Below are 25,681 nucleotides of genomic sequence, written 5' to 3' on the forward strand. Positions count from 1 at the left end.
GCGAATGAGGACAAGTGTTATGGGTAAGAATGTCGTAGTCCTGGGCACCCAGTGGGGTGATGAGGGCAAAGGCAAGATCGTTGATCTGCTGACCGAACATGCTGCCGCCGTAGTGCGCTACCAGGGTGGCCACAACGCGGGCCACACCCTGGTCATCGATGGCGAAAAAACCGTCTTGCACCTGATCCCTTCGGGCGTTCTGCGCGAAGGCGTGCAGTGCCTGATCGGCAACGGCGTGGTGGTTGCACCGGACGCCCTGTTGCGCGAGATCACCAAGCTGGAAGAGAAAGGCGTACCGGTGCGTGAGCGCCTGCGTATCAGCCCTTCCTGCCCGCTGATCCTGTCCTTCCACGTAGCGCTGGACCAGGCCCGTGAAAAGGCCCGTGGCGAGCTGAAGATCGGCACCACCGGTCGCGGCATCGGCCCGGCCTACGAAGACAAGGTGGCGCGTCGTGGCCTGCGTGTGGGCGACCTGCTCAACATGCCGCGCTTTGAAGACAAGCTGCGTGAACTGGTGGAATACCACAACTTCATGCTGGTGGGTTATTACAAAGAGCCTGCCATCGAGTTCGAAAAGACCCTGGCCGAGTGCAAGGAATACGCTGAGCTGCTCAAGCCGCTGATGCTGGACGTGACCGCCGAGCTGCACGACCTGCGCCGCGCCGGCAAGGACATCATGTTCGAAGGCGCCCAGGGTTCGTTGCTCGACATCGACCACGGCACCTACCCGTACGTGACCAGCTCCAACACCACCGCTGGCGGCGTTGCCACCGGTTCAGGCGTTGGCCCGATGTTCCTGGACTACATCCTGGGCATCACCAAGGCTTACACCACGCGTGTAGGTTCTGGCCCGTTCCCGACAGAGCTGTTCGACGAAGTCGGCGCCCACCTGGCCAAGCAAGGTCACGAGTTCGGCGCAACCACCGGCCGTGCCCGTCGTTGCGGCTGGTTCGACGCCGTTATCCTGCGTCGTGCTATCGATGTGAACAGCATCTCGGGCATCTGCCTGACCAAGCTGGACGTACTCGACGGCCTGGAAGCCATCAACATCTGCATCGGTTACAAGGATGCAGAGGGCAACGACGTGGCGCCAACCGACGCAGACAGCTACGTGGGCCTGCAGCCTGTGTACGAAGAAGTGCCGGGCTGGACCGAATCGACCGTGGGGGCCAAGACCCTGGAAGAGCTGCCAGCCAATGCCCGTGCTTACATCAAGCGCGTTGAACAGCTGATTGGCGCACCGATCGACATTATTTCGACGGGCCCTGACCGTAACGAGACCATCGTGCTGCGTCACCCGTTCGCGTAATAAGCTGTTGATGTAAAAAGCAAAGGGCTCCTTCGGGAGCCCTTTGTCGTTTCTGTCGGGCAAACGGCACGACCCTTGCTGTATTTCCATCTTTCGAGGTGCTATCAAATTAATGGCACCCGTGGTGGAGGGATTTCCAGTGTCTGCCGTTCTCTCGTTGTTACAAAGCCGTCTGTTGCGGCCGGTGTTCGTTACCCTCGGTATCGCTCTTTTGGTGCAAGTGCTGGTGGCCGTCGCGCTGACGCGGAGCACCGTCACCGCCCTGGAGGCCGATTTGGGTAACCGCCTGGGCGTTGATAGCCAGAAGTTGTCCGGCGAATTGGCCCAGGCCGGCAAGGAAGTCACGTCGAGCCTGGATAGTTTGTCCTCCAGTACTCGTCAGCGTCTTACCGCTGGGCTTTCCACCCGTCTTCAGGGGGAGCAGAAGCAGTTGCGTGCGACTCTGGAGAAGGACTTGCAGGACTCAGCCAATGACATGGCGCAGTTGCTGGCGTCGGTGGCGCCGCGTGCCATGTGGGACAGCGACGTGCCGACATTGTCCGAATTTGCCCGGCGTGCGCAGCGCAATCCCAACGTGTTGTTCGTGGTCTATGACGACGCGGCGGGCGAGCACCTGACCCGTTACTTGAACCGTGAAAACCCGATCAACCAGGCCTTGTTGGCAAAAGGCGCGGGGGAGCGGGCTCTGGATAAGGTGCTCGACGCGGCCAAGGCTGATCCTTCGGTGTATTACGTCGAAGCATCGATCAGCCCCAACGGCGTGGAGATCGGCAAGGTTCGCATGGGGGTTTCCACCGCTTCGGTTGAAGCTGACCTGCAGGCACTGGACAAGCGTTTCGCCGCGTTGATCGCCAGCGGTGATCAACTGGTCGGCGACAGCCTCAAAGGCGCAGCGGCCGATAGCGCTGCCGCCATGGGCGCGCGCCTGCAGTCAGCGCAAGCCACTGCCACCCAGATGACCGCCAACACCACCAGCGCGGTTCAGGAGGCTGCCGGCACCTTGCGCTGGCGGATCGGCATGGGCCTGGCGCTGGTGGGTCTTGGTGTATTGCTGCTGATCGCCATCGTGCTCGGTCGCCGCGTGGTCAACCGCCTGAAACTGTTGATCGCCGCCATGGATGATCTGGCGGCGGGTGAGGGCGACCTCACCAAGCGCGTGCAAATCAGCAGCAAGGACGAAATCGGCGACATGGCTTCGGCGGTCAATCGTTTTGTGGATAAGTTGCAGCCCATCGTGCGCGAGGCGGGAGACGTCGCCCAGCGCACCGGTGTGGAAATCGGCGCGATGACCTTGCGCAATGCGGGTGCCGATGCGGCGGCCGGGTTGCAGCGTGATGAGGTGGCAGAGAGTCTGCGTGCCTTGTCGCAAATGGCTGATGAGGCCCAGGCCGAAAGCCATGCCATGCAGGCGGCGCTGCAGCAGGTGGTGGATATTCGCCAGGCGACGGATGAAAACTCACGCACCTCGGCCGAAGTCGGCAGTTTGATCGAGGCGCTGGCCGGGCAAGTGCAGGCGGGGTCGCAGGTTATCGAGCGCCTGGCTCAACAGAGCGAGCAGATCGAAGTGGTACTGACGGTGATCCACGGTATCGCCGAGCAAACCAACCTGCTTGCCCTGAACGCGGCCATCGAAGCGGCGCGTGCCGGTGAAACGGGACGCGGGTTTGCGGTGGTGGCGGACGAGGTACGTGCGCTGGCCAGCAAAACCCAAAGCTCCACCGGTGACATCCAGGCGCATATCGTGGCGTTGCAGCAGGGCGCGCGTGAGGCGGTAGAAACCATCGGCAAGGCCGGGCGCCAGGCCAGTGAAGGGCTGCTGGTGCTGCGCGACAGCGTGCGCCTGCAACAGACGGTGCAGGCGTCGGTGGAGCAAGTGCACGCGGCGATCGGCCTGGCGACCCGCGCGGCCGAGCATCAGGCTCAGGGCGCGCATGCGGTGCGTGGGCGGGTCGAGGTGATCCATGCCCAGGCCGAGCGTGCGGCGCAGGCGGTGGTGGAAACCACGGCCAGTGGCAAGGTGCTGGATGGGTTGGCGGCGCAGTTGAAGGCGAGTCTGGGGCAGTTTCGGGCTTAGGGTTGTCTGTGCCGGCCTCATCGGGGGCAAGCCCCCTCCCACATTTGAATGTGTGCACAAATCAAGTGTGGGAGGGGGCTTGCCCCCGATAGCGATCTCAGCGACTCAAATACATCCGAGTCGTCAGCAGATAAACCGGCAACCCCGACACCAGAATCAACAACGCCGCATAAGGCGCCGCCGCCGCAAACTCCACATTCGAAGTATGCGCCCACACGGCGGTGGCCAAGGTATTCAGCCCGGTCGGACTGAGCAGCAAGGTCGCCGTCAATTCCTTCATCGCATCCAGAAACACCAGCGCAAACGCCGCGCCCAGTGCCGGGAAGATAATCGGCAGTGTCACCCGGCAAAACGCACTGAATGACGATGCTCCGAGCGTGCGCGCCGCTTCTTCCAGCTGGGGCGCGGCCTTGTTCAACGCGGTGCGAATCGGTGCCTGGGCCAGCGGCAGAAACAACAGCGCATAGGCGATCAGCAACAGTGCCGAGGTCTGATACAGCACCGGCACATAATGCAATGCGAAATACACCAGCGTCAGCGCAATCACCAGGCCGGGCAGGGCGTGCAGCAGGTACGGCAGGCGTTCAGCCCAGATCGCCAGTCGGCCTTTATAGCGCACCACCAGCAAGCCGACCGGCACGGCCAGCACCAGGCACAACGCTGCGCCACCCAGGGAAAGCGCCAGGGACGATAACAACGCTTCACTGATCTCGGCCACTGGAAATGCCGCCGACGAACCCACGGCCAGCCAGTAGCCGAGCATCCCCAGCGGAATGCCGCTGCCAATGATCGCCAGCGTCAGGCAATAGAGTTGGCCAAGCGGCGCCCACTTGCCCAGCTTCACCTGTTCGGCGTGCCGCGCCGCGCCCTGGCCGATGCGCACATGGCGGCCCTTGCCGCGCATGCGCAGCTCCAGCCACAACAAGGTCAGGCACATCGCCAACAGCACCGCCGAGAGCATCGCCGCATTGGCGTTGCTGAATTCCAGCTCGAATTGCTGATAGATCGCGGTGGTAAAAGTCTGCAGGCCGATGATCGACAGAGCGCCGAACTCCACCAGCATGTGCAGCGCAATCAGCAGGGCGCCGGCCACCAGCGAGGGCCACAGCAGCGGCAAGGTAATGCGCCGAAACACGCCCCAGCGATTCAGCCCCAGGGTGCGCGCCGATTCTTCCAGGGCGGGATCAAGATTGCGCAGCGTCGCGGCCACCGGCAGGAATACCAGCGGATATTTGGACAGGCTCATCACCAGGATCGCGCCGCCAAGGCCTTCGAAGTTGGCGCTCAGCGACACCCAGGTGAAGCTGCTGACAAACGCCGGCACCGCAAACGGCAGGCACAGGATCACCCCCCAAAGGCGGCGCCCAGGCAGATTGCTGCGCTCCAACAACCAGGCCAGGGACAAGCCGACCACGCCACACACCACCGTCACGCCGACCATCAGCGCCAAGGTGTTGCGCAGTAGCCCGAAGACATAAGGCCGCCACAGCAGATGCACCGCCTGCGCCCAGCCGGCTTGCCAGGTCTTGAGCCCGACATAGGCCAGTGGCAACAGGCTCAGACCAACCAGCAACAGCACCGGCAGCAGTAGCCAGATGGAAGGGCGTTTGCGCCGGGGACGAAAACCTGCGGCGCTGAGCGATGGGGTCATCAGTTCAGGCCAACGTCACGTTCCAGGTCCAGGGCTTCTTCCGCATTGCCAAGGTCCGCAGGGGTGACTTTCGGCGGCTGCAGTTCGCTGAAAGGCTTGAGGCCACGATTGGACTGCATGCCTTTGCGCAGCGGGTATTCAGCCGAGGTGTTGGTGATCACGCGCTGGCCTTCTTCGCTGGCCATGAACGCCAACAGTTGCTGGGCTTCCTTGGGGTGCTTGCTGGATTTCAGCGCGGCAGCGGAAGACACCGTAATCAGGCCGCCGGCATCGCCGTCGGTGAAATAGTGCAGTTGGGAGTCGAGGTTGGTTTTCTCTTTCTTCAGGGCAAACCAGTAATAGTTGTTCACCAGTACAGTCGCCACTTCGCCGTTTTCCACGGCTTTGAGCGCCACCATATTGTTGCTGTACACCTTGCCGAATGCGCGCAGTCCGGTCAGCCATTCTTCTGCGGCTTCACGCCCGTGCAGCTTGATGATCGCCACCGCCTGTTCCTGGAACGCACCGCTGGTGGGTACGAAGCCAACCTTGCCTTGCCACTCGGGGCCGGCGAAATCCAGCACCGACTTGGGCAGGTCTTTTTCGGCAATCAGTTTGGGGTTGAAGGCGACCACGCGGGTGCGTGCGGTCACGCCCATCCAATCGCCGTTACTGCCGACGTATTCCTTGGGCAGCACGTCGAGGGTGCTGGCATCGATTTTGGCCAGCAGGCCTTGCTCGCCCAGTTTGTTCAGGGGCGGCGACTCTTCGGTGTAGATCACGTCGGCGGGCGAGCGGTCGCCTTCTTCGACGATTTGGCTGGCCAGCTGGTTGCTGCTGCCTTTGCGTACATTGACGTGAATGCCGGTCTTGGCTTCAAAGGCTTTGGCGAGTTCGTCGCCGACTTCCTTGTGCTGGCCGTTATAGAGGGTCAGGGAGACCTTGTCGGCAGAATAGGCGGTGGGCGAGAGCAGGGTCAGGCCGAGCAGAGTGATGGTCAGGCCACGCAGAAGGGAGGTCTTGAGACGGGTATCGCGGATGATCATCCGGGGTTTTCCTCACTTGTAAGATACAAATTCTTACAAGGATAAACGATAAAACTTCTCATGTGCGGATGAGCAGGCATCACTGCCACGTTTTAAACCCCAGAAACGAAAAAACCCGCTTTCGCGGGTTTGATCTGAATTTGGTGCCCAGGAGAAGACTCGAACTTCCACGACCTTGCGATCACCAGCACCTGAAGCTGGCGTGTCTACCAATTTCACCACCTGGGCATTATCAAGCAACGTTGCCGCTGTTGATGGGTCGAACTATACGGCGGGCTTTTTGATCTGTAAACCCCTGATTCAAAAAAATAAATCAAGTTTTCCGTTAAAAATCAAAGACCTGAAACGAAAAAACCCGCTTTCGCGGGTTTGATCTGAATTTGGTGCCCAGGAGAAGACTCGAACTTCCACGACCTTGCGATCACCAGCACCTGAAGCTGGCGTGTCTACCAATTTCACCACCTGGGCAGCATCAACAACGTTGCCGTCGTCGATGGCGCGCACTATACGGAGGCCCTTTTCAGCTGTAAACCCCTGGTATGAAAAAAACCTGGAAAATCTCACCATTGGTCGTGCAAGGTGCTCGCAGGGGGCTACAAAAGGCTTTTAAACACTTGTTGATGCCTGAAATTTCCCGTTTCAATACGCGTATGCCAAACTAACCCGCATATAGACAAGGTGAAAACTCTCTAATGGCCGATTGGCAGTCCCTCGATCCCGAGGCCGCTCGTGAAGCGGAAAAATATGAAAACCCTATTCCTAGCCGTGAACTGATCCTGGCGCACCTCGCCGATCGTGGTTCGCCTGCTAGCCGCGAGCAACTGGTTGAAGAATTCGGTCTGACCACCGAAGACCAGATCGAAGCCCTGCGCCGCCGTTTGCGTGCGATGGAGCGCGATGCTCAGTTGATCTACACCCGCCGAGGCACCTACGCGCCGGTCGACAAGCTCGACCTGATCCTCGGCCGCATCGCCGGCCATCGGGACGGCTTCGGCTTCCTGATTCCGGATGACGGCAGTGACGACCTGTTCATGAGCCCTGCGCAAATGCGCCTGGTGTTCGACGGCGACCGCGCACTGGCGCGTGTTTCCGGGCTGGACCGTCGTGGTCGCCGCGAAGGCGTGATCGTCGAAGTGGTGTCCCGTGCCCACGAGTCCATCGTTGGCCGTTACTTCGAAGAAGGCGGCATTGGGTTCGTTGTGCCGGATAACCCGAAGGTCCAGCAGGAAGTGCTGATCACCCCGGGCCGCAATGGCGCCGCCAAGGTCGGCCAGTTTGTCGAGGTGAAAATCACCCACTGGCCAACGGCGCGCTTCCAGCCCCAAGGCGATATCGTTGAAGTGGTCGGCAACTACATGGCGCCGGGCATGGAAATCGACGTTGCGCTGCGCACCTACGATATTCCTCACGTCTGGCCCGAGGCTGTGCTCAAGGAAGCCGCCAAGCTCAAGCCGGAAGTCGAAGACAAAGACAAAGAGAAGCGCATCGACCTGCGCCATCTGCCGTTCGTCACCATCGACGGCGAAGATGCCCGCGACTTCGACGATGCGGTCTACTGCGAAGCCAAGCCTGGCAAACTGCGCCTGTTCTCCGGCGGCTGGAAGTTGTTCGTCGCGATTGCCGACGTGTCCAGCTACGTGAAGATCGGTTCGGCCCTGGATAACGAAGCCCAGGTGCGCGGCAACTCCGTGTACTTCCCTGAGCGCGTGATCCCGATGCTGCCCGAGCAGCTGTCCAACGGCCTGTGCTCCCTGAACCCGAAAGTCGACCGTTTGGCCATGGTGTGCGAGATGACCATCTCGAAAACCGGTGAAATGACCGACTACCAGTTCTACGAAGCGGTGATCCACTCCCAGGCGCGCCTGACCTACAACAAGGTCAGCACCATCCTGGAAACGCCGAAGACCAGCGAAGCCAAGGCCCTGCGTACCGAGTACGCCGGCGTGGTGCCGCACCTCAAGCAACTGTACTCGCTGTACAAAGTGTTGTTGGGTGCCCGTCATACCCGTGGCGCGATCGATTTTGAAACCCAGGAAACCCGGATTGTCTTCGGTTCCGAGCGCAAGATCGCCGCGATCACCCCGACGACGCGTAACGATGCGCACAAGCTGATCGAGGAGTGCATGCTGGCGGCCAACGTGGCCACCGCTGAATTCCTGAAAAAGCACGAGATTCCGGCTCTGTACCGGGTGCACGACGGCCCGCCGCCGGAGCGCTTGGAAAAACTGCGCGCGTTCCTCGGTGAGCTCGGCCTGTCCCTGCACAAAGGCAAGGACGGCCCGACGCCGAAGGACTACCAGGCCTTGCTGGCCAGCATCAAGGACCGTCCGGATTACCACGTGATCCAGACCGTCATGCTGCGCTCGCTGAGCCAGGCGGTGTACAGCGCCGATAACCAGGGCCACTTCGGCCTCAATTACGAAGCGTATACCCACTTCACCTCGCCGATCCGTCGTTACCCCGACTTGCTCACGCACCGCGCGATCCGCAGCGTGATCCATTCCAAGCAGAACACCCCGCACGTCAAGCGCGCCGGTGCCATGACCATTCCGAAGGCACGGATCTATCCGTACGACGAAGCGGCCCTGGAACAGTTGGGCGAGCAGTGCTCCATGAGCGAGCGCCGCGCCGATGAAGCCACCCGCGATGTGGTCAATTGGCTCAAGTGCGAATTCATGAAGGACCGCGTGGGCGAGTCGTTCCCAGGTGTGATCACCGCCGTGACCGGTTTCGGCCTGTTCGTCGAGCTGACCGACATCTACGTCGAGGGCCTGGTGCACGTCACCGCCTTGCCGGGCGACTACTACCACTTCGATCCTGTGCATCACCGCCTGGCGGGCGAGCGCACCGGTCGCAGTTTCCGCCTGGGTGACACGGTGGAAGTGCAGGTCATGCGTGTCGACCTCGACGAACGCAAGATCGACTTCGGCATGCCTGACAAACCCGCTGAACCGGTTGGCCGTAAAAAGCGTGGTGCTGAAACGGCAGCTCCAGCCAGCAAAGGCAAAGGGACTGCAGCGAAAGCGGCGGCCGTCGAGGCTGCGCCTGCCAAGGCCGGTCGTCGTTCCTCTGCCAAGGAAAAAGCTCCTGAGGCCTATCGCCCTAGCGATGCCGCGGCGAAGAACGCCGAACTGCGCAAGAGCCGCGAGTTGAAGCAGCAGTTGCTCAACGAAGCCAAAAGCGGTGGTAAAGCGGCGTCTGGGGGAAAGTCCCAAGGGGCGGAAAAACCGTCGAACAAACCCAGTAAACACCGTAAAGGCCCGCCGAAAGCGGGTTCGGCCCCCGCAAAAAGCGGCGGGTCGCGCAAACCTAAGGCCAAGTCATGAGTCTGGAAAAAATCTACGGCGTGCACGCCGTAGAAGCACTGCTGCGTCACCATCCCAAGCGCGTCAAGCAGGTTTGGCTGGCGGAAGGTCGCAGCGAGCCGCGCGTGCAGGCACTGGTCGAGCTGGCCAACCAGAACAAGGTTGCCATCGGCCAGGCTGAGCGCCGTGAAATGGACGTGTGGGTAGAAGGCGTTCACCAGGGCGTGGTTGCTGACGTCAGTCCGAGCCAGGTGTGGGGCGAAGCCATGCTCGACGAGTTGCTCGACCGTACCGAAGGTGCGCCATTGCTGCTGGTGCTGGACGGCGTGACCGACCCGCACAACCTCGGCGCCTGCCTGCGTTCGGCCGACGCTGCCGGCGCGCTGGCGGTGATCGTGCCTAAAGACAAGTCGGCGACCCTCACGCCGGTCGTGCGTAAAGTCGCCTGCGGCGCGGCGGAAGTGATTCCGCTGGTAGCCGTGACCAATCTGGCGCGCACCCTGGAAAAGCTCCAGCAGCGCGGCTTGTGGATTGTCGGTACGGCGGGGGAGGCCGAAGTCAGTATTTATGACCAGGACCTCACCGGCCCGACCATCCTGATCATGGGCGCCGAAGGCAAGGGCATGCGTCGCTTGACCCGTGAGCATTGCGATTACCTGGTGCACCTGCCGATGGCCGGTAGCGTCAGCAGCCTGAACGTGTCGGTGGCGACGGGCGTGTGCCTGTTCGAAGCCCAGCGTCAGCGCGGGGCGAAGGCCAAGGCCAAGCCCAAGAAGTAATCAGGTTGATGCAGGTCAAAATGTGGGAGGGGGCTCGCCCCCGATAGCGGTTTTTCAGTTGCAGAGGTTGTGACTGACCCACTGCAATCGGGGGCAAGCCCCCTCCCACATTGTTTTTGTGGTGTTTGGGCGATTGTTCAAATAATCACCAATCACCTTGCGCCGCTCCTTCCCCTTCTCTACAATTGCGCCCCTTGCCCACCTGGCAGGCACGCATGTGCCTCCCCTGCGGCAAGATCCATAAGTGTCATTCACTCCTTGTCTGACCGTTTTTGAGCGGCAGGCTACAACCCGTAAGGAGCATTCATGCGTCATTACGAAATCATCTTTTTGGTCCACCCGGATCAAAGCGAGCAAGTCGGCGGCATGGTTGAGCGTTACACCAAGCTGATCGAAGAAGACGGCGGCAAAATCCACCGTCTGGAAGATTGGGGCCGTCGTCAACTGGCCTACGCAATCAACAATGTTCACAAGGCTCACTACGTGATGCTGAACGTTGAGTGCACTGGCAAGGCCCTGGCCGAGCTGGAAGACAACTTCCGCTACAACGATGCAGTGATCCGTAACCTGGTCATCCGTCGCGAAGAAGCCGTTACCGGCCAATCCGAGATGCTCAAGGCTGAAGAAAACCGCAGTGAGCGCCGTGAGCGTCGCGACCGTCCTGAGCACGAAGGCGCTGATAGCGCTGATAGTGATGACAGCGACAACAGCGATAACGCTGACGAGTAATCCACGGACCTTTTAAGGAGCCTATCAAATGGCACGTTTCTTCCGTCGTCGTAAATTCTGCCGCTTCACCGCTGAAGACGTGAAAGAGATCGATTACAAAGATCTCAACACTCTGAAAGCCTACGTATCCGAGACCGGCAAAATCGTTCCAAGCCGTATCACCGGTACCAAAGCACGTTATCAGCGTCAGCTGGCCACCGCTATCAAGCGCGCCCGCTTCCTGGCCCTGCTGGCCTACACCGACAGCCACGGCCGCTGAGACCGGGCAGTCGACAAGTAGTAAGGGATTGAATGCATGCGCGCCTTAGCTGAGTTCATCATGCGCGGTCGTATGCAGGCCACTCTGGTAGTGGCTGGCTGTGCGGCATTGCCGTTGCTTTATTGGTTGGGTGCTGCCGCCGGTTGCCTTGTGCTCCTGCGGCGCGGTTTGAAGGACGCCCTTGGCGTTCTTGCCCTGGGTTTGTTGCCGGCCTTGATCTGGTGGCTGCAAATGGGTGATCCACGGGTACTTCTGGTACTGCTGGGGTCATCGAGCCTTGCGTTGGTTTTACGCGCAAGCGAGTCCTGGGTCCGTACGCTGCTGGTCAGCGTGGCATTGGGGTTGGTGTACTCAGTGATGCTTGGCGCGGCTTTCCGCCCGCAAATCGAGGCGCTGTCGCAGGAAATCGTCAAGATCCTGCCGCTGGCCCTCGGGGATCTCTACCAGCAATTGTCGGTAGATGAGCGAGCGCGGTTTGCGTCACTGATTGCTCCGGTCCTGACCGGCCTGATTGCGGCTTTGCTGCAGGTCGTCAGCGTGCTGAGCCTGATTCTTGGGCGTTACTGGCAGGCGTTGTTGTACAACCCGGGTGGTTTTGGTCGCGAGTTTCGCAGTATCAGAATCCCAGCGGGGCCGGCGATGTTGCTGCTGGCGTGCATGGTTGTCGGACCGAACTTCGGTCCACAGATGGCCTTGCTGGCGCCGATTTGCAGCGTACCGCTGGTGTTTGCCGGATTGGCCCTGATTCATGGGCTTGTTGCGCGCAAGCGCCTGGCCAAGTTTTGGCTGGTGGGGTTGTACGTCACGCTGTTGCTGTTCATGCAGCTGATTTATCCGTTACTCGTGGTCTTGGCCATTGTCGACGGCCTGATTGATTTTCGCGGACGTCTGGCGTCGAAAGATGCCGATAGCGCGAACGGTGAAGGTTAAAAGTTAGAGGATTTTCACATGCAACTGATCCTTCTGGAAAAAGTCGCCAACCTGGGCAACCTGGGCGACAAAGTGAACGTTAAGGCCGGCTACGGTCGTAACTACCTGCTGCCATACGGCAAAGCCACCGCTGCAACCGCTGCCAACCTGGCTGCGTTTGAAGAGCGTCGTGCTGAGCTTGAAAAAGCCGCAGCAGACAAAAAAGCTTCGGCCGAAACTCGCGCTGCCCAACTGGCTGAGCTGGAAGTGACTATCACTGCCACCGCTGGTGACGAAGGCAAGCTGTTCGGTTCGATCGGCACCCACGACATCGCTGATGCACTGACCGCCTCCGGCGTTGAAGTGCAGAAGAGCGAAGTTCGTCTGCCGAACGGCACCATCCGCAACGTAGGCGAATTCGACGTAGCCGTGCACCTGCACGCCGAAGTTGAAGCCACCGTACGCGTTGTCGTGGTAGCAGCTTAAGCCGCACCTAACTGACTGGCACCTCGCGTGTCAGCCGGTTAACATCGGGCACGATCCTGTTTACAGGTCGTGCCTTTTGTTTTTTTACACACCCCTAATTTCAAGTGGCCATGAACGAAATCTCCGCTCCTGAGCAATACGATCTGCAAACCGCTGCCCTGAAGGTGCCGCCGCATTCCATCGAGGCCGAACAGGCCGTGCTCGGTGGCTTGATGCTGGACAACAACGCCTGGGAACGCGTGCTGGATCAAGTCTCGGACGGGGACTTCTATCGTCATGACCACCGCCTGATCTTCCGCGCCATCGCCAAGCTGGCCGACCAGAACTCACCGATCGACGTGGTGACCCTGGCCGAACAACTGGACAAGGAAGGCCAGACCTCCCAAGTGGGCGGCCTGGGATACCTCGGCGAGCTGGCAAAAAACACGCCGTCCGTCGCCAACATCAAGGCCTATGCGCAGATCGTCCGCGAGCGCGCCACCCTGCGCCAGCTGATCGGCATCAGCACCGAAATCGCCGACAGCGCCTTCAACCCCGAAGGCCGGACCGCCGCCGAGATCCTCGACGAAGCCGAGCGCCAGATCTTCCAGATCGCCGAAGCACGACCCAAGACCGGTGGCCCGGTCAGCGTCAACGACCTGCTGACCAAGGCCATTGACCGCATCGACACCTTGTTCAACACCGATGCCGCGATTACCGGTATTTCCACCGGCTACACCGACCTCGACGAGAAGACCAGCGGCCTGCAGCCGTCCGACTTGATCATCGTTGCCGGTCGTCCGTCGATGGGTAAGACCACCTTCGCGATGAACCTGGTGGAAAACGCCGTACTGCGCAGCGACAAGGCGGTGCTGGTGTACTCCCTCGAGATGCCAGGCGAATCGCTGATCATGCGTATGCTCTCGTCGCTGGGCCGCATCGATCAGACCAAAGTGCGTTCCGGCCAGCTCGAAGACGACGATTGGCCGCGCCTGACCTCGGCGGTTAACCTGCTTAATGACCGCAAGCTGTTCATCGATGACACGGCCGGTATCAGCCCGTCGGAGATGCGCGCGCGTACCCGTCGCCTGGTGCGTGAGCACGGCGACATCGCGCTGATCATGATCGATTACCTGCAGTTGATGCAGATCCCGGGTTCCAGCGGCGACAACCGCACCAACGAAATTTCCGAAATCTCCCGGTCCCTCAAGGCCCTGGCCAAGGAATTCAACTGCCCGGTGGTGGCGCTGTCCCAGCTCAACCGTTCCCTGGAGCAACGTCCCAACAAGCGCCCGGTGAACTCCGACTTGCGTGAGTCCGGAGCGATCGAGCAGGACGCCGACGTCATCATGTTCGTGTACCGCGACGAGGTGTACCACCCCGAGACGGAACACAAAGGCATTGCCGAGATCATCATCGGCAAGCAGCGGAACGGGCCGATCGGCTTTATCCGCCTGGCGTTCATCGGTAAATACACCCGTTTCGAAAACCTCGCGCCGGGCAGCTATAACTTCGACGACGACGAATAACGCTTCTGCTCAATTCCGACCATTACCGTCGGAATTGGTCAAAATTTGTGCTATATTCCGCGCCCGCGATTTTTCATCTCAACACCGGTCACCGTCATGCAAACAGCCAAGCCGTTATTTGACTATCCCAAGTACTGGGCCGAATGTTTCGGCCCTGCGCCATTCCTGCCGATGAGCAGGGAGGAGATGGATCAGCTTGGCTGGGATTCATGCGACATCATCATCGTCACCGGTGATGCCTACGTTGACCATCCGTCGTTCGGTATGGCGATCATCGGCCGGCTGCTGGAGTCCCAGGGCTTTCGCGTCGGGATCATTGCCCAGCCGAACTGGCAGTCCAAAGACGACTTCATGAAGCTCGGCGAGCCGAATCTGTTCTTCGGCGTCGCGGCCGGCAACATGGACTCGATGATCAACCGCTACACCGCCGACAAGAAAATCCGTTCCGACGACGCCTACACCCCTGGCGGCATGGCCGGCAAACGTCCTGACCGTGCGAGCCTGGTGTACAGCCAGCGGTGCAAGGAAGCCTACAAGAACGTGCCGATCGTGCTCGGTGGCATCGAAGCCTCCCTGCGCCGCATCGCCCACTACGACTACTGGCAGGACCGCGTGCGCAACTCGATCCTGATCGACGCCGCCGCCGATATCCTGCTGTACGGTAACGCCGAGCGGGCCATCGTCGAAGTCGCCCAGCGCCTGTCGTGGGGCCACAAGATCGAAGACATCACCGATGTGCGCGGCACCGCGTTCATTCGCCGTGACACGCCAGCCGGCTGGTACGAAGTGGACTCCACGCGCATCGACCGTCCGGGCAAGATCGACAAGATCATCAACCCGTACGTCAACACCCAGGACACCCAGGCCTGCGCCATCGAGCAGGAAAAGGGGCCGGTGGATGACCCTGAAGAAGCCAAGGTCGTACAGATCCTGGCCAGCCCGCGCATGACCCGCGACAAGACTGTGATCCGCCTGCCTTCGGTGGAAAAGGTCCGTGGCGATGCGGTGCTCTATGCCCACGCCAACCGCGTGTTGCACCTGGAAACCAACCCCGGCAACGCCCGCGCCCTGGTGCAGAAACACGGCGAAGTCGACGTGTGGTTCAACCCGCCGCCGATTCCGATGACCACCGAAGAAATGGACTACGTGTTCGGCATGCCGTACGCCCGCGTACCGCACCCGGCGTATGGCAAAGAGAAGATTCCAGCCTACGACATGATCCGTTTCTCGGTGAACATCATGCGTGGCTGCTTCGGCGGCTGCACCTTCTGCTCGATCACCGAGCACGAAGGCCGCATCATCCAGAACCGTTCCGAAGAATCGATCATCCGCGAAATCGAAGAGATCCGCGACAAGGTGCCTGGCTTTACCGGGGTGATTTCCGACCTCGGCGGCCCGACCGCGAACATGTACCGCATCGCCTGCAAGAGCCCGGAAATCGAATCCGCGTGCCGCAAGCCGTCGTGCGTGTTCCCCGGCATCTGCCCGAACCTGAACACCGATCACTCCTCGTTGATCCAGCTGTACCGCAGCGCCCGTGCCTTGCCGGGTGTGAAGAAGATCCTGATTGCCTCCGGCCTGCGTTACGACCTTGCCGTCGAGTCGCCGGAATACGTCAAGGAGCTGGTCACCCACCACGTGGGTGGCTACCTCAAGATCGCCCCGGAACACACCGAGGAAGGTCCGCTCAACCAGATGATGAAACCGGGCATCGGCAGCTATGACAAGTTCAAGCGCATGTTCGAGAAGTACACCAAGGAAGCGGGCAAGGAACAGTACCTGATCCCGTACTTCATCGCCGCCCACCCCGGCACCACCGATGAAGACATGATGAACCTGGCCCTGTGGCTCAAGGGCAACGGCTTCCGTGCCGACCAAGTGCAGGCGTTCTACCCGTCGCCGATGGCCACCGCCACCGCGATGTACCACTCGGGCAAGAACCCGCTGCGCAAGGTCACCTACAAGAGCGATGCGGTGACCATCGTCAAGAGCGAAGAGCAGCGCCGTCTGCACAAGGCGTTCCTGCGCTACCACGACCCGAAGGGCTGGCCGATGCTGCGTGAAGCGCTGACCCGCATGGGCCGCGCCGACCTGATCGGGCCGGGCAAGGACCAACTGATCCCGCTGCACCAGCCGTCCACCGACAGCTACCAGAGCGCACGTCGCAAAAACTCGACGCCGGCCGGCAGCCACAAGGTCGCCAAGGAAACCACCACCAGGATCCTCACCCAGCACACCGGCCTGCCCCCTCGCGGCAGCGACGGCAGCAACCCGTGGGACAAGCGCGAACAAGCCAAGGCCGCAGCCCAGGCGCGCAACAAGCAGGCAGCCAAAGAGCGCACGGATGCGGCCAAGGGCAAGGGCGGCAAGCCTGCGCGCAAACCGGTTGTGCCGCGTTGATCGCAGCCTGAACATGCCAAACGCCAGCCTCGTGCTGGCGTTTTGCTTTCTGGCCGGTGGTGAGCCTGTTTGGTAAGGTGGCGGCCATTGAAGCGCTATCGGGGGCAAGCGCTCCCACATTTGGACTGTGTCTACATTCAAACTGTGGGAGGGGGCTTGCCCCCGATGGCGTCAGTCCAGTTTCCACCCCTTCAAGGAAGAACGCCCATGGGCAACCCCCTGGCCGGCATCGGCATGGACTCCAACCGCTCCCAATTCATGGCGCGCCAGCGCATTGAGAGCCAGATCAACCTGCCGCGCCTGTTTGCCGCCATCGATGCCGATCCAGGTATCGTTGGCGCGGGCGTTGTATACATCGACGCCGACTTCAACGTCATTACCCTGCGCGAATTCAAGCCCATTTGCAGCATCCAGCCCAAGCGCATCATCCTGCGGGAGGCGCAGAAATACGTTGCACCGACACAATTCGCTCAACATGTGACGAGCAACCCCAGAGAGTCCAGGCTGATCGGCGAGGCCGTGAACACCGGGATCTCTTGTCTGGGCGCTGTCATCAGTTGGGCTGCGATTGCCAGCGGCGCCCTCCTGGTGCCGTTCAGTGCGGGCGCCAGTTCCGTCGTTGTGGTGATAGGGTACGCGGCGGCGGGCGCGAGTTCGCTGCAATGCATCAATGGCATTGCCCGCACGACGCTTGAAGTGGCCAAGCCTGAGGTTAACGATTGGCTCGACAGTGAAGGCTGGTACCAGAATGCTTCCATTGTGCTCGACGCAGCGTCGCTGGTCGGCGTGGGTGCTTCGACCCTGACGACGATCAAGCTGGTCAGGGCCGCCAAAGCCTCGACGGGCAAGAGCCTGCGGGATGTGCTTCGCGGTTTGAATCGGCAGGAAAGAGCCAGGCTCACGAAAGAGCTGCTGAGCATCAACCATCCCAGCTTGACCGCGAAGATGCTCAAGTTGCGGCAAGCGTCGGGTGAACTCACCAAGCGTTTCACCCCTACGCAGCTCAAGCACGGCACAACGACCCAGATCAAGGACGCCCTGAGCGCAGTCGTAGGGTTCGGTGGGAGCGCCTACTCTGGAAACGTCAATACCATCGCGATCGGGCTGTACGAGGAAGTAAAAGAATGGGCGAATTGATGACGCTCCGGGACTTTTTCAGGCATTACTTTCTGACATTTCTGGGCGGCGTATTTGCGGCGTATTTTTCAGTGGCGTTGGCCATGGCGCTGGCGTTCGTCACCTATTTTGATGATGCGCCCCTTGCTCAGGTCGGGCTCAAGATCATGCTGGCCGGGGCAGTGTTCACGCTGCTGACGGTGCATAGCAACTTTATGATCTTGCGCGGCAAACCCTCTTGGACAGGGTTGATGGTCGGTATCTACGTCGCTTGCCTGCTGTTTGTGTTGCCGATGATCCAATACGACCCTCATCGTGTTCTTTATGGGTTGGCGCTGGTTTTTCCACTGTTCGGGCTGCTGATACTCAACAGCAAGGGGCAGCGCGAGATGCGGGCCAAACTCGTTGAAATTCGCCACCTGCGCCAAGCCCTCGGCGCCAGGCACAAGGCCCCATGACTGGGTAGCCAAAACGGTTCACGTCCACCGAGGTCAAGCACGCGACTGTGACGCAAATCAAGGATGCCTTGGGCGCTGCTATCGGGTTCACCGGCAGTGCGGTTTCAGGGAACGTGCGCACGATTGCCGTGGGGTTGTATGAGGAAGCTGATCAATGAGTGAATTTCCCAGTATCCGCAGCTTTCTATCGTCCTATTTCCCTGTCTTCATGGGGGCGATATTCGCCTCCATTTTTACCTTGGTGTTTGCGGTGCCACAGTTTTTCGACAGTTATTTACCCAGCCTTTCCATGGAGGACAACGCCAAGTATTCCTTCCTGGGAGGCATAGCACTGACCTTGGTCATTGTGCATTGCAACTTCATGATCGCCCGTGGACGTCCGCAGTGGGTATGGCCGCTGGTGGGGCTACTGGGGCTCTGCTTTCTGGGTGTATTGCCAACCTTCAGTGATCAACCGCACCGGCTCATGTATGGCTTGGGCTTGCTGTTACCGTTACTCGGGCTGCTACTGCTCAACAGCCAGCGCCATCGCGAAATGCGTCAGAAATTGCGCGAAGTGCGTCACCTGCGTGAAGCCGTGATTGCCCGCCAAAAATCCCTGTGATTGGGTAGATTCCCCACCCACCTTCACACCGGCGCTACAAATATGTGCGTCACTTGCACCACGGCACGCCCACTGGCGTCGTTTTGGTGCTGTACTGCACCGGGCTCCACGATAAAGCGCAATGACTGCCGCTCTGGCATAAGTCTTGCGCGCGTTGTGCCCATGCCCTGGCTCGCAGGAGGCCGCCGTGTCGATTCATGTCGCGTTGCACCACGTTACGCATTACCGCTACGACCGGGCTGTTGAACTCGGCCCGCAGATCGTGCGTTTGCGCCCGGCGGCCCATAGCCGTACGCGGATATTGTCCTACGCGCTGAAAGTGTTGCCCGAGCAACATTTCATCAACTGGCAGCAGGATCCCCAGGGTAACTACCTGGCGCGTCTGGTATTCCCGGAAAAAACCAGTGAGCTGCGCATCGAAGTCGATCTGGTCGCCGAGATGGCGGTGTTCAACCCCTTCGACTTTTTCCTCGAGCCCTACGCCGAAAACATCCCTTTCAGCTACGCCGCCGATGAGCAGCGCGAGCTGGCGCCGTATCTGGAAACCTTGCCGCTGACGCCGAAGTTTGCCGCCTACCTGGCCGGTATCGACCGCACGCCGTTGCCGGCGGTGGATTTTCTGGTCGGTCTCAACCAGCGCCTGGCCGCTGATATCGGCTACCTGATTCGCATGGAACCAGGCGTGCAAACCCCGGAATTCACCCTGGAAAACGCCTGCGGCTCGTGCCGCGATTCGGCCTGGCTGTTGGTGCAGCTGCTGCGCAACCTGGGACTGGCGGCGCGGTTTGTGTCCGGCTACCTGATCCAGCTCACCGCCGACGTCAAAGCCCTCGACGGCCCCTCTGGCACCGAAGTGGACTTCACCGACCTGCACGCCTGGTGCGAAGTGTATTTGCCCGGCGCCGGCTGGATCGGCCTGGATGCCACCTCCGGGTTGTTCGCCGGTGAAGGACATATCCCGTTGGCCTGCAGTCCCGATCCGTCCTCCGCCGCACCGATCAGTGGGCTGGTGGAACCCTGCGAGTGCGAATTCACCCACGAAATGTCGGTAGAGCGCATTTGGGAAGCCCCACGGGTGACCAAGCCCTACACCGAAGAGCAGTGGCTGGCGATCCAGGCCCTGGGTCGGCAGATCGATGGTGACTTGCAGAGGGATGATGTGCGCCTGACCATGGGCGGTGAGCCGACTTTCGTCTCCATCGACGACCCCGACGGCGCCGAATGGAACACCGCCGCCCTCGGCCCGGACAAGCGGCGCCTGTCCGCCGAGCTGTTCCAGCGCATGCGCAACCACTACGCGCCCAAGGGCCTGGTGCACTTCGGCCAGGGCAAGTGGTATCCCGGCGAGCAACTGCCGCGCTGGTCGCTCAACTGCTACTGGCGCCGCGACGGCGTGCCGATCTGGCACAACAGCGCGCTGATTGCCGATGAGCAAGAGGACTATGGCGCTGACGGCGCGATGGCCGGGCGCTTCCTGGCCAGCGTCGCCGAACGCCTCAAGCTGCCGGCACGGTTTGTGTTCCCGGCCTACGAAGACAATTTCTACTACCTGTGGCGCGAAGGCGCACTACCGCAAAACGTCACCGCCCAAGACCCGCGCCTTGGCGATGACCTGGAGCGCGAACGTCTGCGCAAGGTCTTCAGCCAAGGCCTGGATAAAGTCATCGGCCAGGTGCTGCCGCTGGCGCGCACGGCCGCCAATGACCGCTGGCAGAGTGGGCGCTGGTACCTGCGCGACAACCACTGCCGCCTGGTGCCGGGCGATTCGCCGTTGGGTTATCGGCTGCCGCTGGCCTCGCAGCCATGGGTGACGGCGGCGGAATATCCGTTTGTGCACCCCACCGACCCGAATCAGGACCACCCGCAGCTGCCGAGCACCGACCAACTGCAAAGCCATGGCGAGCCTGCAGCCAGTGAAGAGCGTGTGCCAAAGCTGGATGAATCTGCCGACTGGCTGACCCGCACCGCGCTGTGCGCCGAAGCACGGGAAGGGCGCCTCTATCTGTTCATGCCGCCGCTGGAGCGTGTCGAGGACTATCTTGAGTTGGTGACGGCCATCGAGGCGACCGCCGAAGAACTGCATTGTCCGGTGTTGCTGGAGGGCTATGAGCCGCCGGCCGATACGCGCCTGAGCAACTTTCGCATCACGCCGGACCCCGGCGTGATCGAGGTCAACGTGCAGCCATCCGCCACCTGGGACGAGTTGGTGGAGCGCACCGAGTTTCTTTACGAAGAAGCGCGGCAAACCCGCCTGACCACGGAGAAATTCATGATCGACGGTCGTCACACCGGCACCGGCGGCGGTAACCACTTCGTGCTCGGCGGCGCCACGCCCAAGGACTCACCGTTCTTGCGGCGCCCGGATTTGCTGCGCAGTTTGATCAGTTACTGGCATAACCACCCCTCGCTGTCGTACCTGTTTTCCGGACTCTTCATCGGGCCGACCTCCCAGGCGCCACGGGTAGATGAGGCGCGCAACGATGCGCTCTATGAGCTGGAAATCGCCTTTGCACAAATGCCCGCACCGGGCGAAGAATGCCCGCCCTGGCTGGTCGACCGCTTGCTGCGCAACCTGCTGATCGACGTGACGGGCAATACCCATCGTGCCGAGTTCTGCATCGACAAGCTCTATTCCCCCGACGGCGCCACCGGCCGCCTGGGCCTGCTGGAGCTGCGCGCGTTTGAAATGCCGCCCCATGCGCGCATGAGCCTTACCCAGCAGTTGCTGTTGCGGGCGATGGTCGCGCGTTTCTGGCGTGAGCCCTACGCGCCGCCGAAACTGGCGCGTTGGGGCACCGAGCTGCATGACCGCTTCCTGCTGCCGCACTTTATCGAGCAGGATTTCGCTGACGTAATCGTCGAACTGAACGCCGCCGGTTATCCGCTGCGCGCCGAGTGGTTTGCCGCGCACCTGGAGTTCCGTTTCCCCAAGGTCGGCGACTATGCCGTCAGCGGGATCGAGCTGGAACTGCGCCAGGCTTTGGAGCCCTGGCATGTTCTGGGCGAAGAGGGCACGGCGGGCGGTACGGTGCGCTATGTGGATTCGTCCCTGGAGCGCCTGCAGGTGAAGGTGAGCGGCTTGGCGCCGCAACGGTACCTGCTGACCTGCAACGGCATCCCGGTGCCGCTGCAGCCGACTGGCCGGGTCGGCGAGTTCGTCGCCGGCGTGCGTTACCGTGCCTGGCAACCGTCCAACTGCCTGCAACCGACCATCGGGGTGCATGCGCCGCTGGTGTTCGACTTGCTGGACACCTGGATGCAACGCTCGCTGGGCGGCTGCCAATACCACGTGGCCCATCCGGGCGGGCGCAATTACGACAGCTTGCCGGTGAATGCCAATGAAGCCGAGAGCCGGCGGATGGCGCGGTTTTTCCGCTTGGGGCATAGTCCAGGCAAGCTGGACGTGCCACCTGTCGTCATCAACGATGAGTTACCGATGACCCTCGACCTGCGGCGTTTCCCCAATAAAAATGACTGAATGCGATCCAAATGTGGGAGGGGGCTTGCTCCCGATGGCCGAGTATCAGCCGATACATGAGTTGACTGACCCACCGCCATCGGGAGCAAGCCCCCTCTGACAGGGGATTTGCAGTGTTTGTTGAGTTAGCCTGACTTCCCTTGCCTCTGCCGAGCGTTCCATGTCCGATTTGCTCGACCGCTATCCGCTGACCGCGGGCACCTATCACGAACTGCTGGATGACAGCGGCGCGGTACGGGCCCATTGGCAGCGCTTGCTCGACCACCTGCAACGCAGCACGCCGGCCCAACTGGCCCAGCGCCAGGCGTTATTGACACGACAGATCCAGGAAAACGGCGTGACGTACAACGTCTACGCCGACCCCAAGGGCGCCGATCGTCCCTGGGAGCTGGACCTGCTGCCCCACGTGCTGGCGGCCGATGAGTGGCAGCACCTGGCGGCCGGTATTGCCCAGCGCGCGCGTTTGCTCAATGCAGTCCTGGCTGACCTCTATGGCCCGCAGCGCCTGATCAAAGAAGGCCTGCTGCCCGCCGAGCTGGTATTCGGGCATAACAACTTTTTGTGGCCGTGCCAGGGCATCCAGCCGCCGGACGGTGCCTTCCTGCACCTGTACGCGGTAGACCTGGCGCGCACGCCGGATGGTCGTTGGTGGGTGACGGCCGACCGCACCCAGGCGCCGTCGGGTGCCGGCTACGCCCTGGAAAACCGTACCATCGTGTCCCGGGCCTTCCCGGACCTGTATCGGGACCTGCAGGTGCAACACCTCACCGGTTTCTTCCGCACCCTCCAGGAAACCCTGGCCCGCCAGGCGCCCGGCGATGACCAGCCACCGCTGATCGTGCTGCTCACGCCGGGGCGCTTCAACGAAAGCTATTTCGAACACCTCTACCTCGCGCGCCAGCTCGGTTACCCGCTGGTGGAAGGCGGCGATCTCACTGTGCGCGACAGTACGGTGTTCCTGAAAACCCTCAGTGGCCTGCGCCGCGTAAACGCAATCATGCGTCGCCTGGACGACGACTTCTGCGACCCCCTGGAGCTGCGCACCGACTCAGCCCTCGGCGTGCCTGGCCTGCTCGATGCCGTGCGCCAAGGCAATGTTTTGGTGGCCAATGCCCTGGGCAGTGGCGTGCTGGAGTCGCCGGGGTTGCTGGGTTTCCTGCCGAAGATCAACGAATTCTTGTTTGGTGAGGAACTGATCCTGCCGTCCATCGCCACCTGGTGGTGCGGTGAGGCGCCGGTGCTGGCCGAGGCGCTGGAGAAGCTGCCGGAGCTGCTGATCAAACCGGCGTTCCCCTCGCAAAGTTTCGCCCCGGTATTCGGTCGCGACCTGAACGCCGAACAACGCCAGGCCCTGGCCGATCGCATGCGCGCACGGCCCTATGCCTACGTCGCCCAGGAGTTGGCGCAACTGTCCCAGGCGCCGGTGTGGCATACCGTGGATGACCACCTGCAACACCGCGCCATCGGCATGCGCGTGTACGCCGTGGCCAGTGACGACGGCTACCGGGTACTGCCCGGCGGCCTGACCCGCGTGGCCGCCGAAGCCGATGCCGAAGTGGTGTCGATGCAGCGGGGTGGCGCGAGCAAGGACACCTGGGTACTCGGCGAAGGTGCGCCCGGTAGCGAGCAATGGCGGGCCCAGCGCACGATTGGGGCGCACGACCTGGTGCGCCGCGATCCTTACCTGCCGTCACGGGTGGTGGAAAACCTGTTCTGGTTTGGCCGTTATTGCGAACGCTGTGATGACAGCGCGCGCTGGCTGCGCATCGTGCTGGCGCGCTATGTCGACGGCGACGATCCGCTGGCGTTGCAGGCGGCCGTGGAGCTGGGTGAAAGCCTGCGGCTGTTGCCGGATGAAGGGCCACTCCCCGAGCGCTTGCTGGCCGCGTTGCTCGGCGATGACTGGCCCTCGAGCCTGCGCGCCAATCTGCAGCGCTTGCAGTGGGCGGCGTCCCAGGTGCGCGGCAAGTTGTCCCGGGAAAACTGGCAGGCCCTGGTGGAATTGCAGCGCGAAGCCATGGAGCTGGAGCGCGAAACCCCGGACTTCGGCGAGTTGCTGGATTTTCTCAACCGCCTGGTGATGTCCCTCGCGGCGCTGTCGGGGTTTGCCCTGGACGACATGACCCGCGATGAAGGTTGGCGCTTCTTGATGATGGGCCGGCGCATCGAGCGCCTGCAGTTTCTGAGCAGCAGCCTTGCCGCGTTCCTGCGCGGTGTGGCGGTGTTCGATCAGGCCGGGCTGGAATGGCTGCTGGAGCTGGGCAACAGCAGCATCACCTACCGCTCGCGTTACCTGGCGGTACCGCAACTGATTCCGGTGCTCGATCTGCTATTGCTCGACGAGCAAAACCCCCATGCAGTGTTGTTCCAGCTCAAACTGGTGAGCCGCACCCTGCGGCGCTTGAACGATGATTTCGGCGTGCCACGGGAAACCGGCCTGGGACCGTTGGTGGTGCGGTTGGCGCGCTTCGACCTGGGCTGCCTGGAGAACCCGCTGTTCGGCGAAGCCAGCGTGCGTGCCGCATTGGACGGCCTGGCCGACCTGCTGCAAGCGGTCGCCGATGAGAGCGGGCAAGTGTCGGATCGCCTGGCCTTGCGCCACTTTGCCCATGTGGATGATGTCAGCCAGCAAACGGTGTCGCTGTGATGAGTGCGCGCTACCAGATTTTCCATGACACCCATTATCACTATGACAGCCCGGTGTCCCTGGCCCAGCAACTGGCGCATCTATGGCCACGGCCCTGTGCGTGGCAACGCTGCACCTGGCAAACCCTGGATATCAGCCCGCAGCCCTCTTCACGCCGCGATGAGCTGGACGTGTTCGGCAACCCGATCACGCGCCTGGCGTTCGAGCGGCCCCATGATGAGTTGCTGGTCAATGCCGGGCTGACCGTGGAGGTGCTGGCACGACCTGTGTTGGACGTGCGCCAGTCACCGCCGTGGGACCGTACCCGTGACAGCTTCACCTACAGCAGCCAGCCGCTGTCGCTTGAAGTGATCGAAGCTTGCCGCTATCGCTTCGAATCACCTTACGTGCACTTGAAAAAAATCTTCGTCGAGTTCTCCGAAAGCTGCTTTCCGCCTGGCGAGCCCTTATTGCTGGGCGTGCAGGCGCTGATGCAAAAGATCTTCAGCGAATTCACGTTCGATGGCGAAGCCACGCAGGTCGCCACGCCGCTGGTGGAAGTGCTGGAGCGCCGTCGCGGCGTGTGCCAGGACTTTGCTCACTTGATGCTCGCCTGCCTGCGCTCGCGGGGCCTGGCGGCGCGCTATATCAGCGGTTACCTGCTGACCCAGCCACCGCCCGGCCAGCCACGGCTGATCGGCGCCGATGCCTCGCATGCGTGGGTTTCGGTGTTCTGCCCGGTATCGGGTTGGGTGGATTTCGATCCGACGAATAACGTGCAGCCGGCACTGGAGCACATCACTCTGGCCTGGGGCCGGGATTTTTCCGATGTGTCGCCGTTGCGAGGGGTGATTCTGGGAGGGGGGAACCATGACCCGGAAGTGCGGGTGACGGTGATGCCGCTGATGTAACGGGATCGTTCCCACGCTCTGCGTGGGAACGCCCGCTCACTGTGCGCCGGGACG

The 25,681-nt window shown here is 61.5% G+C and carries 18 protein-coding genes, 2 tRNA genes and 1 pseudogene; 17 read left to right on the forward strand and 4 right to left on the reverse strand.

All coding sequences use genetic code 11. The features are described 5' to 3' along the window. Window positions 1-19: 19 nt before the first annotated feature. A complete protein-coding gene (locus C4J94_RS02680; protein ID WP_124384863.1) occupies window positions 20-1,309 on the forward strand; it encodes an adenylosuccinate synthase in 1,290 nt (429 codons plus the stop codon). A gap of 139 nt (window positions 1,310-1,448) precedes the next feature. Further along, window positions 1,449-3,383 carry a methyl-accepting chemotaxis protein gene (locus tag C4J94_RS02685; protein ID WP_124384864.1) on the forward strand — a complete coding sequence of 645 codons (1,935 nt, stop codon included), beginning with the start codon at window positions 1,449-1,451 and terminating at the stop codon, window positions 3,381-3,383. A gap of 97 nt (window positions 3,384-3,480) precedes the next feature. Here the strand turns inward: C4J94_RS02685 and C4J94_RS02690 are convergent, their stop codons facing one another. The 4 genes from C4J94_RS02690 to C4J94_RS02705 form a co-directional block, all read right to left on the reverse strand. Beyond that, on the reverse strand, window positions 3,481-5,034 hold the full coding sequence (locus tag C4J94_RS02690) for an iron ABC transporter permease (RefSeq protein WP_124384865.1): 1,554 nt from the start codon (window positions 5,032-5,034) through the stop codon (window positions 3,481-3,483). Next, window positions 5,034-6,059, reverse strand: coding sequence for an iron ABC transporter substrate-binding protein (locus C4J94_RS02695; RefSeq protein WP_124384866.1), 1,026 nt, complete (start codon window positions 6,057-6,059; stop codon window positions 5,034-5,036). Before C4J94_RS02695 ends, C4J94_RS02690 begins: the two co-directional genes overlap by 1 nt. A 141-nt stretch (window positions 6,060-6,200) precedes the next feature. Further along, window positions 6,201-6,287, reverse strand: a tRNA-Leu gene (locus tag C4J94_RS02700). A gap of 153 nt (window positions 6,288-6,440) precedes the next feature. Beyond that, window positions 6,441-6,527 (reverse strand) — tRNA-Leu (locus C4J94_RS02705). Window positions 6,528-6,751: 224 nt separating this feature from the next. Between C4J94_RS02705 and rnr the strand changes: the two genes are divergently transcribed. The 15 genes and pseudogenes from rnr to C4J94_RS02780 all read left to right on the forward strand — a co-directional run bounded on the left by rnr (window position 6,752) and on the right by C4J94_RS02780 (window position 25,627). After that, complete coding sequence (gene rnr / locus C4J94_RS02710; RefSeq protein WP_124384867.1) at window positions 6,752-9,385, forward strand: ribonuclease R; 2,634 nt, start codon at window positions 6,752-6,754, stop codon at window positions 9,383-9,385. Continuing rightward, on the forward strand, window positions 9,382-10,143 hold the full coding sequence (gene rlmB, locus C4J94_RS02715) for a 23S rRNA (guanosine(2251)-2'-O)-methyltransferase RlmB (protein WP_124365632.1): 762 nt from the start codon (window positions 9,382-9,384) through the stop codon (window positions 10,141-10,143). The genes rnr and rlmB overlap by 4 nt, the downstream gene beginning before the upstream one ends. A 306-nt stretch (window positions 10,144-10,449) precedes the next feature. Continuing rightward, on the forward strand, window positions 10,450-10,872 hold the full coding sequence (gene rpsF / locus C4J94_RS02720) for a 30S ribosomal protein S6 (RefSeq protein WP_003236224.1): 423 nt from the start codon (window positions 10,450-10,452) through the stop codon (window positions 10,870-10,872). 28 nt (window positions 10,873-10,900) lie between these two features. After that, the gene (gene rpsR / locus C4J94_RS02725; RefSeq protein ID WP_002551829.1) at window positions 10,901-11,131 is read left to right on the forward strand and encodes a 30S ribosomal protein S18; all 231 of its coding nucleotides are present in this window, start codon (window positions 10,901-10,903) and stop codon (window positions 11,129-11,131) included. A gap of 36 nt (window positions 11,132-11,167) precedes the next feature. Beyond that, window positions 11,168-12,061, forward strand: coding sequence for a hypothetical protein (locus C4J94_RS02730; protein WP_124384868.1), 894 nt, complete (start codon window positions 11,168-11,170; stop codon window positions 12,059-12,061). An 18-nt stretch (window positions 12,062-12,079) separates the two neighbouring features. Continuing rightward, on the forward strand, window positions 12,080-12,526 hold the full coding sequence (gene rplI, locus C4J94_RS02735) for a 50S ribosomal protein L9 (RefSeq protein WP_003171376.1): 447 nt from the start codon (window positions 12,080-12,082) through the stop codon (window positions 12,524-12,526). 110 nt (window positions 12,527-12,636) lie between these two features. Continuing rightward, window positions 12,637-14,034 (forward strand): replicative DNA helicase, encoded by a 1,398-nt coding sequence (gene dnaB / locus C4J94_RS02740; RefSeq protein ID WP_003188079.1) that lies wholly within the window; start codon window positions 12,637-12,639, stop codon window positions 14,032-14,034. Between the two features lie 96 nt (window positions 14,035-14,130). Next, entirely contained in the window at window positions 14,131-16,434 is a 2,304-nt protein-coding gene (locus tag C4J94_RS02745) for a YgiQ family radical SAM protein (RefSeq protein ID WP_124384869.1), read from the forward strand. A gap of 207 nt (window positions 16,435-16,641) precedes the next feature. Continuing rightward, the gene (locus C4J94_RS02750; RefSeq protein WP_124384870.1) at window positions 16,642-17,571 is read left to right on the forward strand and encodes an NAD synthetase; all 930 of its coding nucleotides are present in this window, start codon (window positions 16,642-16,644) and stop codon (window positions 17,569-17,571) included. Beyond that, window positions 17,559-18,008: a hypothetical protein gene (locus C4J94_RS02755; RefSeq protein WP_124384871.1), complete on the forward strand. Its 450-nt coding sequence runs from the start codon at window positions 17,559-17,561 to the stop codon at window positions 18,006-18,008. The genes C4J94_RS02750 and C4J94_RS02755 overlap by 13 nt, the downstream gene beginning before the upstream one ends. A gap of 11 nt (window positions 18,009-18,019) precedes the next feature. Then, window positions 18,020-18,166 (forward strand): annotated as a pseudogene (locus C4J94_RS27740) (NAD synthetase); the annotation flags it as partial. Continuing rightward, a complete protein-coding gene (locus tag C4J94_RS02765) occupies window positions 18,163-18,612 on the forward strand; it encodes a hypothetical protein (RefSeq protein WP_124384872.1) in 450 nt (149 codons plus the stop codon). The pseudogene C4J94_RS27740 and the gene C4J94_RS02765, both read left to right, overlap by 4 nt. Window positions 18,613-18,799: 187 nt before the next feature. After that, entirely contained in the window at window positions 18,800-22,090 is a 3,291-nt protein-coding gene (locus C4J94_RS02770) for a DUF2126 domain-containing protein (protein ID WP_124384873.1), read from the forward strand. Window positions 22,091-22,250: 160 nt separating this feature from the next. Beyond that, window positions 22,251-24,737 (forward strand): circularly permuted type 2 ATP-grasp protein, encoded by a 2,487-nt coding sequence (locus tag C4J94_RS02775; protein WP_124384874.1) that lies wholly within the window; start codon window positions 22,251-22,253, stop codon window positions 24,735-24,737. Beyond that, entirely contained in the window at window positions 24,737-25,627 is an 891-nt protein-coding gene (locus C4J94_RS02780; RefSeq protein WP_124384875.1) for a transglutaminase family protein, read from the forward strand. Before C4J94_RS02775 ends, C4J94_RS02780 begins: the two co-directional genes overlap by 1 nt. The last annotated feature ends 54 nt before the right edge of the window (window positions 25,628-25,681 follow it).

This window comes from Pseudomonas sp. R5-89-07, from assembly GCF_003851685.1.
GTDB lineage: Bacteria > Pseudomonadota > Gammaproteobacteria > Pseudomonadales > Pseudomonadaceae > Aquipseudomonas.

What these genes read in the sequence shown, in the direction of transcription:
- dnaB (WP_003188079.1), top strand. Translation starts at nt 12,637, where the DNA reads ATGAACGAAATCTCCGCTCCTGAGCAATACGATCTGCAAACCGCTGCC.
- C4J94_RS02730 (WP_124384868.1), top strand. Translation starts at nt 11,168, where the DNA reads ATGCGCGCCTTAGCTGAGTTCATCATGCGCGGTCGTATGCAGGCCACT.
- C4J94_RS02780 (WP_124384875.1), top strand. Translation starts at nt 24,737, where the DNA reads ATGAGTGCGCGCTACCAGATTTTCCATGACACCCATTATCACTATGAC.
- C4J94_RS02690 (WP_124384865.1), bottom strand. Translation starts at nt 5,034, where the DNA reads ATGACCCCATCGCTCAGCGCCGCAGGTTTTCGTCCCCGGCGCAAACGC.
- rpsF (WP_003236224.1), top strand. Translation starts at nt 10,450, where the DNA reads ATGCGTCATTACGAAATCATCTTTTTGGTCCACCCGGATCAAAGCGAG.
- rpsR (WP_002551829.1), top strand. Translation starts at nt 10,901, where the DNA reads ATGGCACGTTTCTTCCGTCGTCGTAAATTCTGCCGCTTCACCGCTGAA.
- rnr (WP_124384867.1), top strand. Translation starts at nt 6,752, where the DNA reads ATGGCCGATTGGCAGTCCCTCGATCCCGAGGCCGCTCGTGAAGCGGAA.
- C4J94_RS02750 (WP_124384870.1), top strand. Translation starts at nt 16,642, where the DNA reads ATGGGCAACCCCCTGGCCGGCATCGGCATGGACTCCAACCGCTCCCAA.
- C4J94_RS02755 (WP_124384871.1), top strand. Translation starts at nt 17,559, where the DNA reads ATGGGCGAATTGATGACGCTCCGGGACTTTTTCAGGCATTACTTTCTG.
- C4J94_RS02745 (WP_124384869.1), top strand. Translation starts at nt 14,131, where the DNA reads ATGCAAACAGCCAAGCCGTTATTTGACTATCCCAAGTACTGGGCCGAA.
- C4J94_RS02680 (WP_124384863.1), top strand. Translation starts at nt 20, where the DNA reads ATGGGTAAGAATGTCGTAGTCCTGGGCACCCAGTGGGGTGATGAGGGC.
- C4J94_RS02765 (WP_124384872.1), top strand. Translation starts at nt 18,163, where the DNA reads ATGAGTGAATTTCCCAGTATCCGCAGCTTTCTATCGTCCTATTTCCCT.
- C4J94_RS02775 (WP_124384874.1), top strand. Translation starts at nt 22,251, where the DNA reads ATGTCCGATTTGCTCGACCGCTATCCGCTGACCGCGGGCACCTATCAC.
- C4J94_RS02695 (WP_124384866.1), bottom strand. Translation starts at nt 6,059, where the DNA reads ATGATCATCCGCGATACCCGTCTCAAGACCTCCCTTCTGCGTGGCCTG.
- rlmB (WP_124365632.1), top strand. Translation starts at nt 9,382, where the DNA reads ATGAGTCTGGAAAAAATCTACGGCGTGCACGCCGTAGAAGCACTGCTG.
- rplI (WP_003171376.1), top strand. Translation starts at nt 12,080, where the DNA reads ATGCAACTGATCCTTCTGGAAAAAGTCGCCAACCTGGGCAACCTGGGC.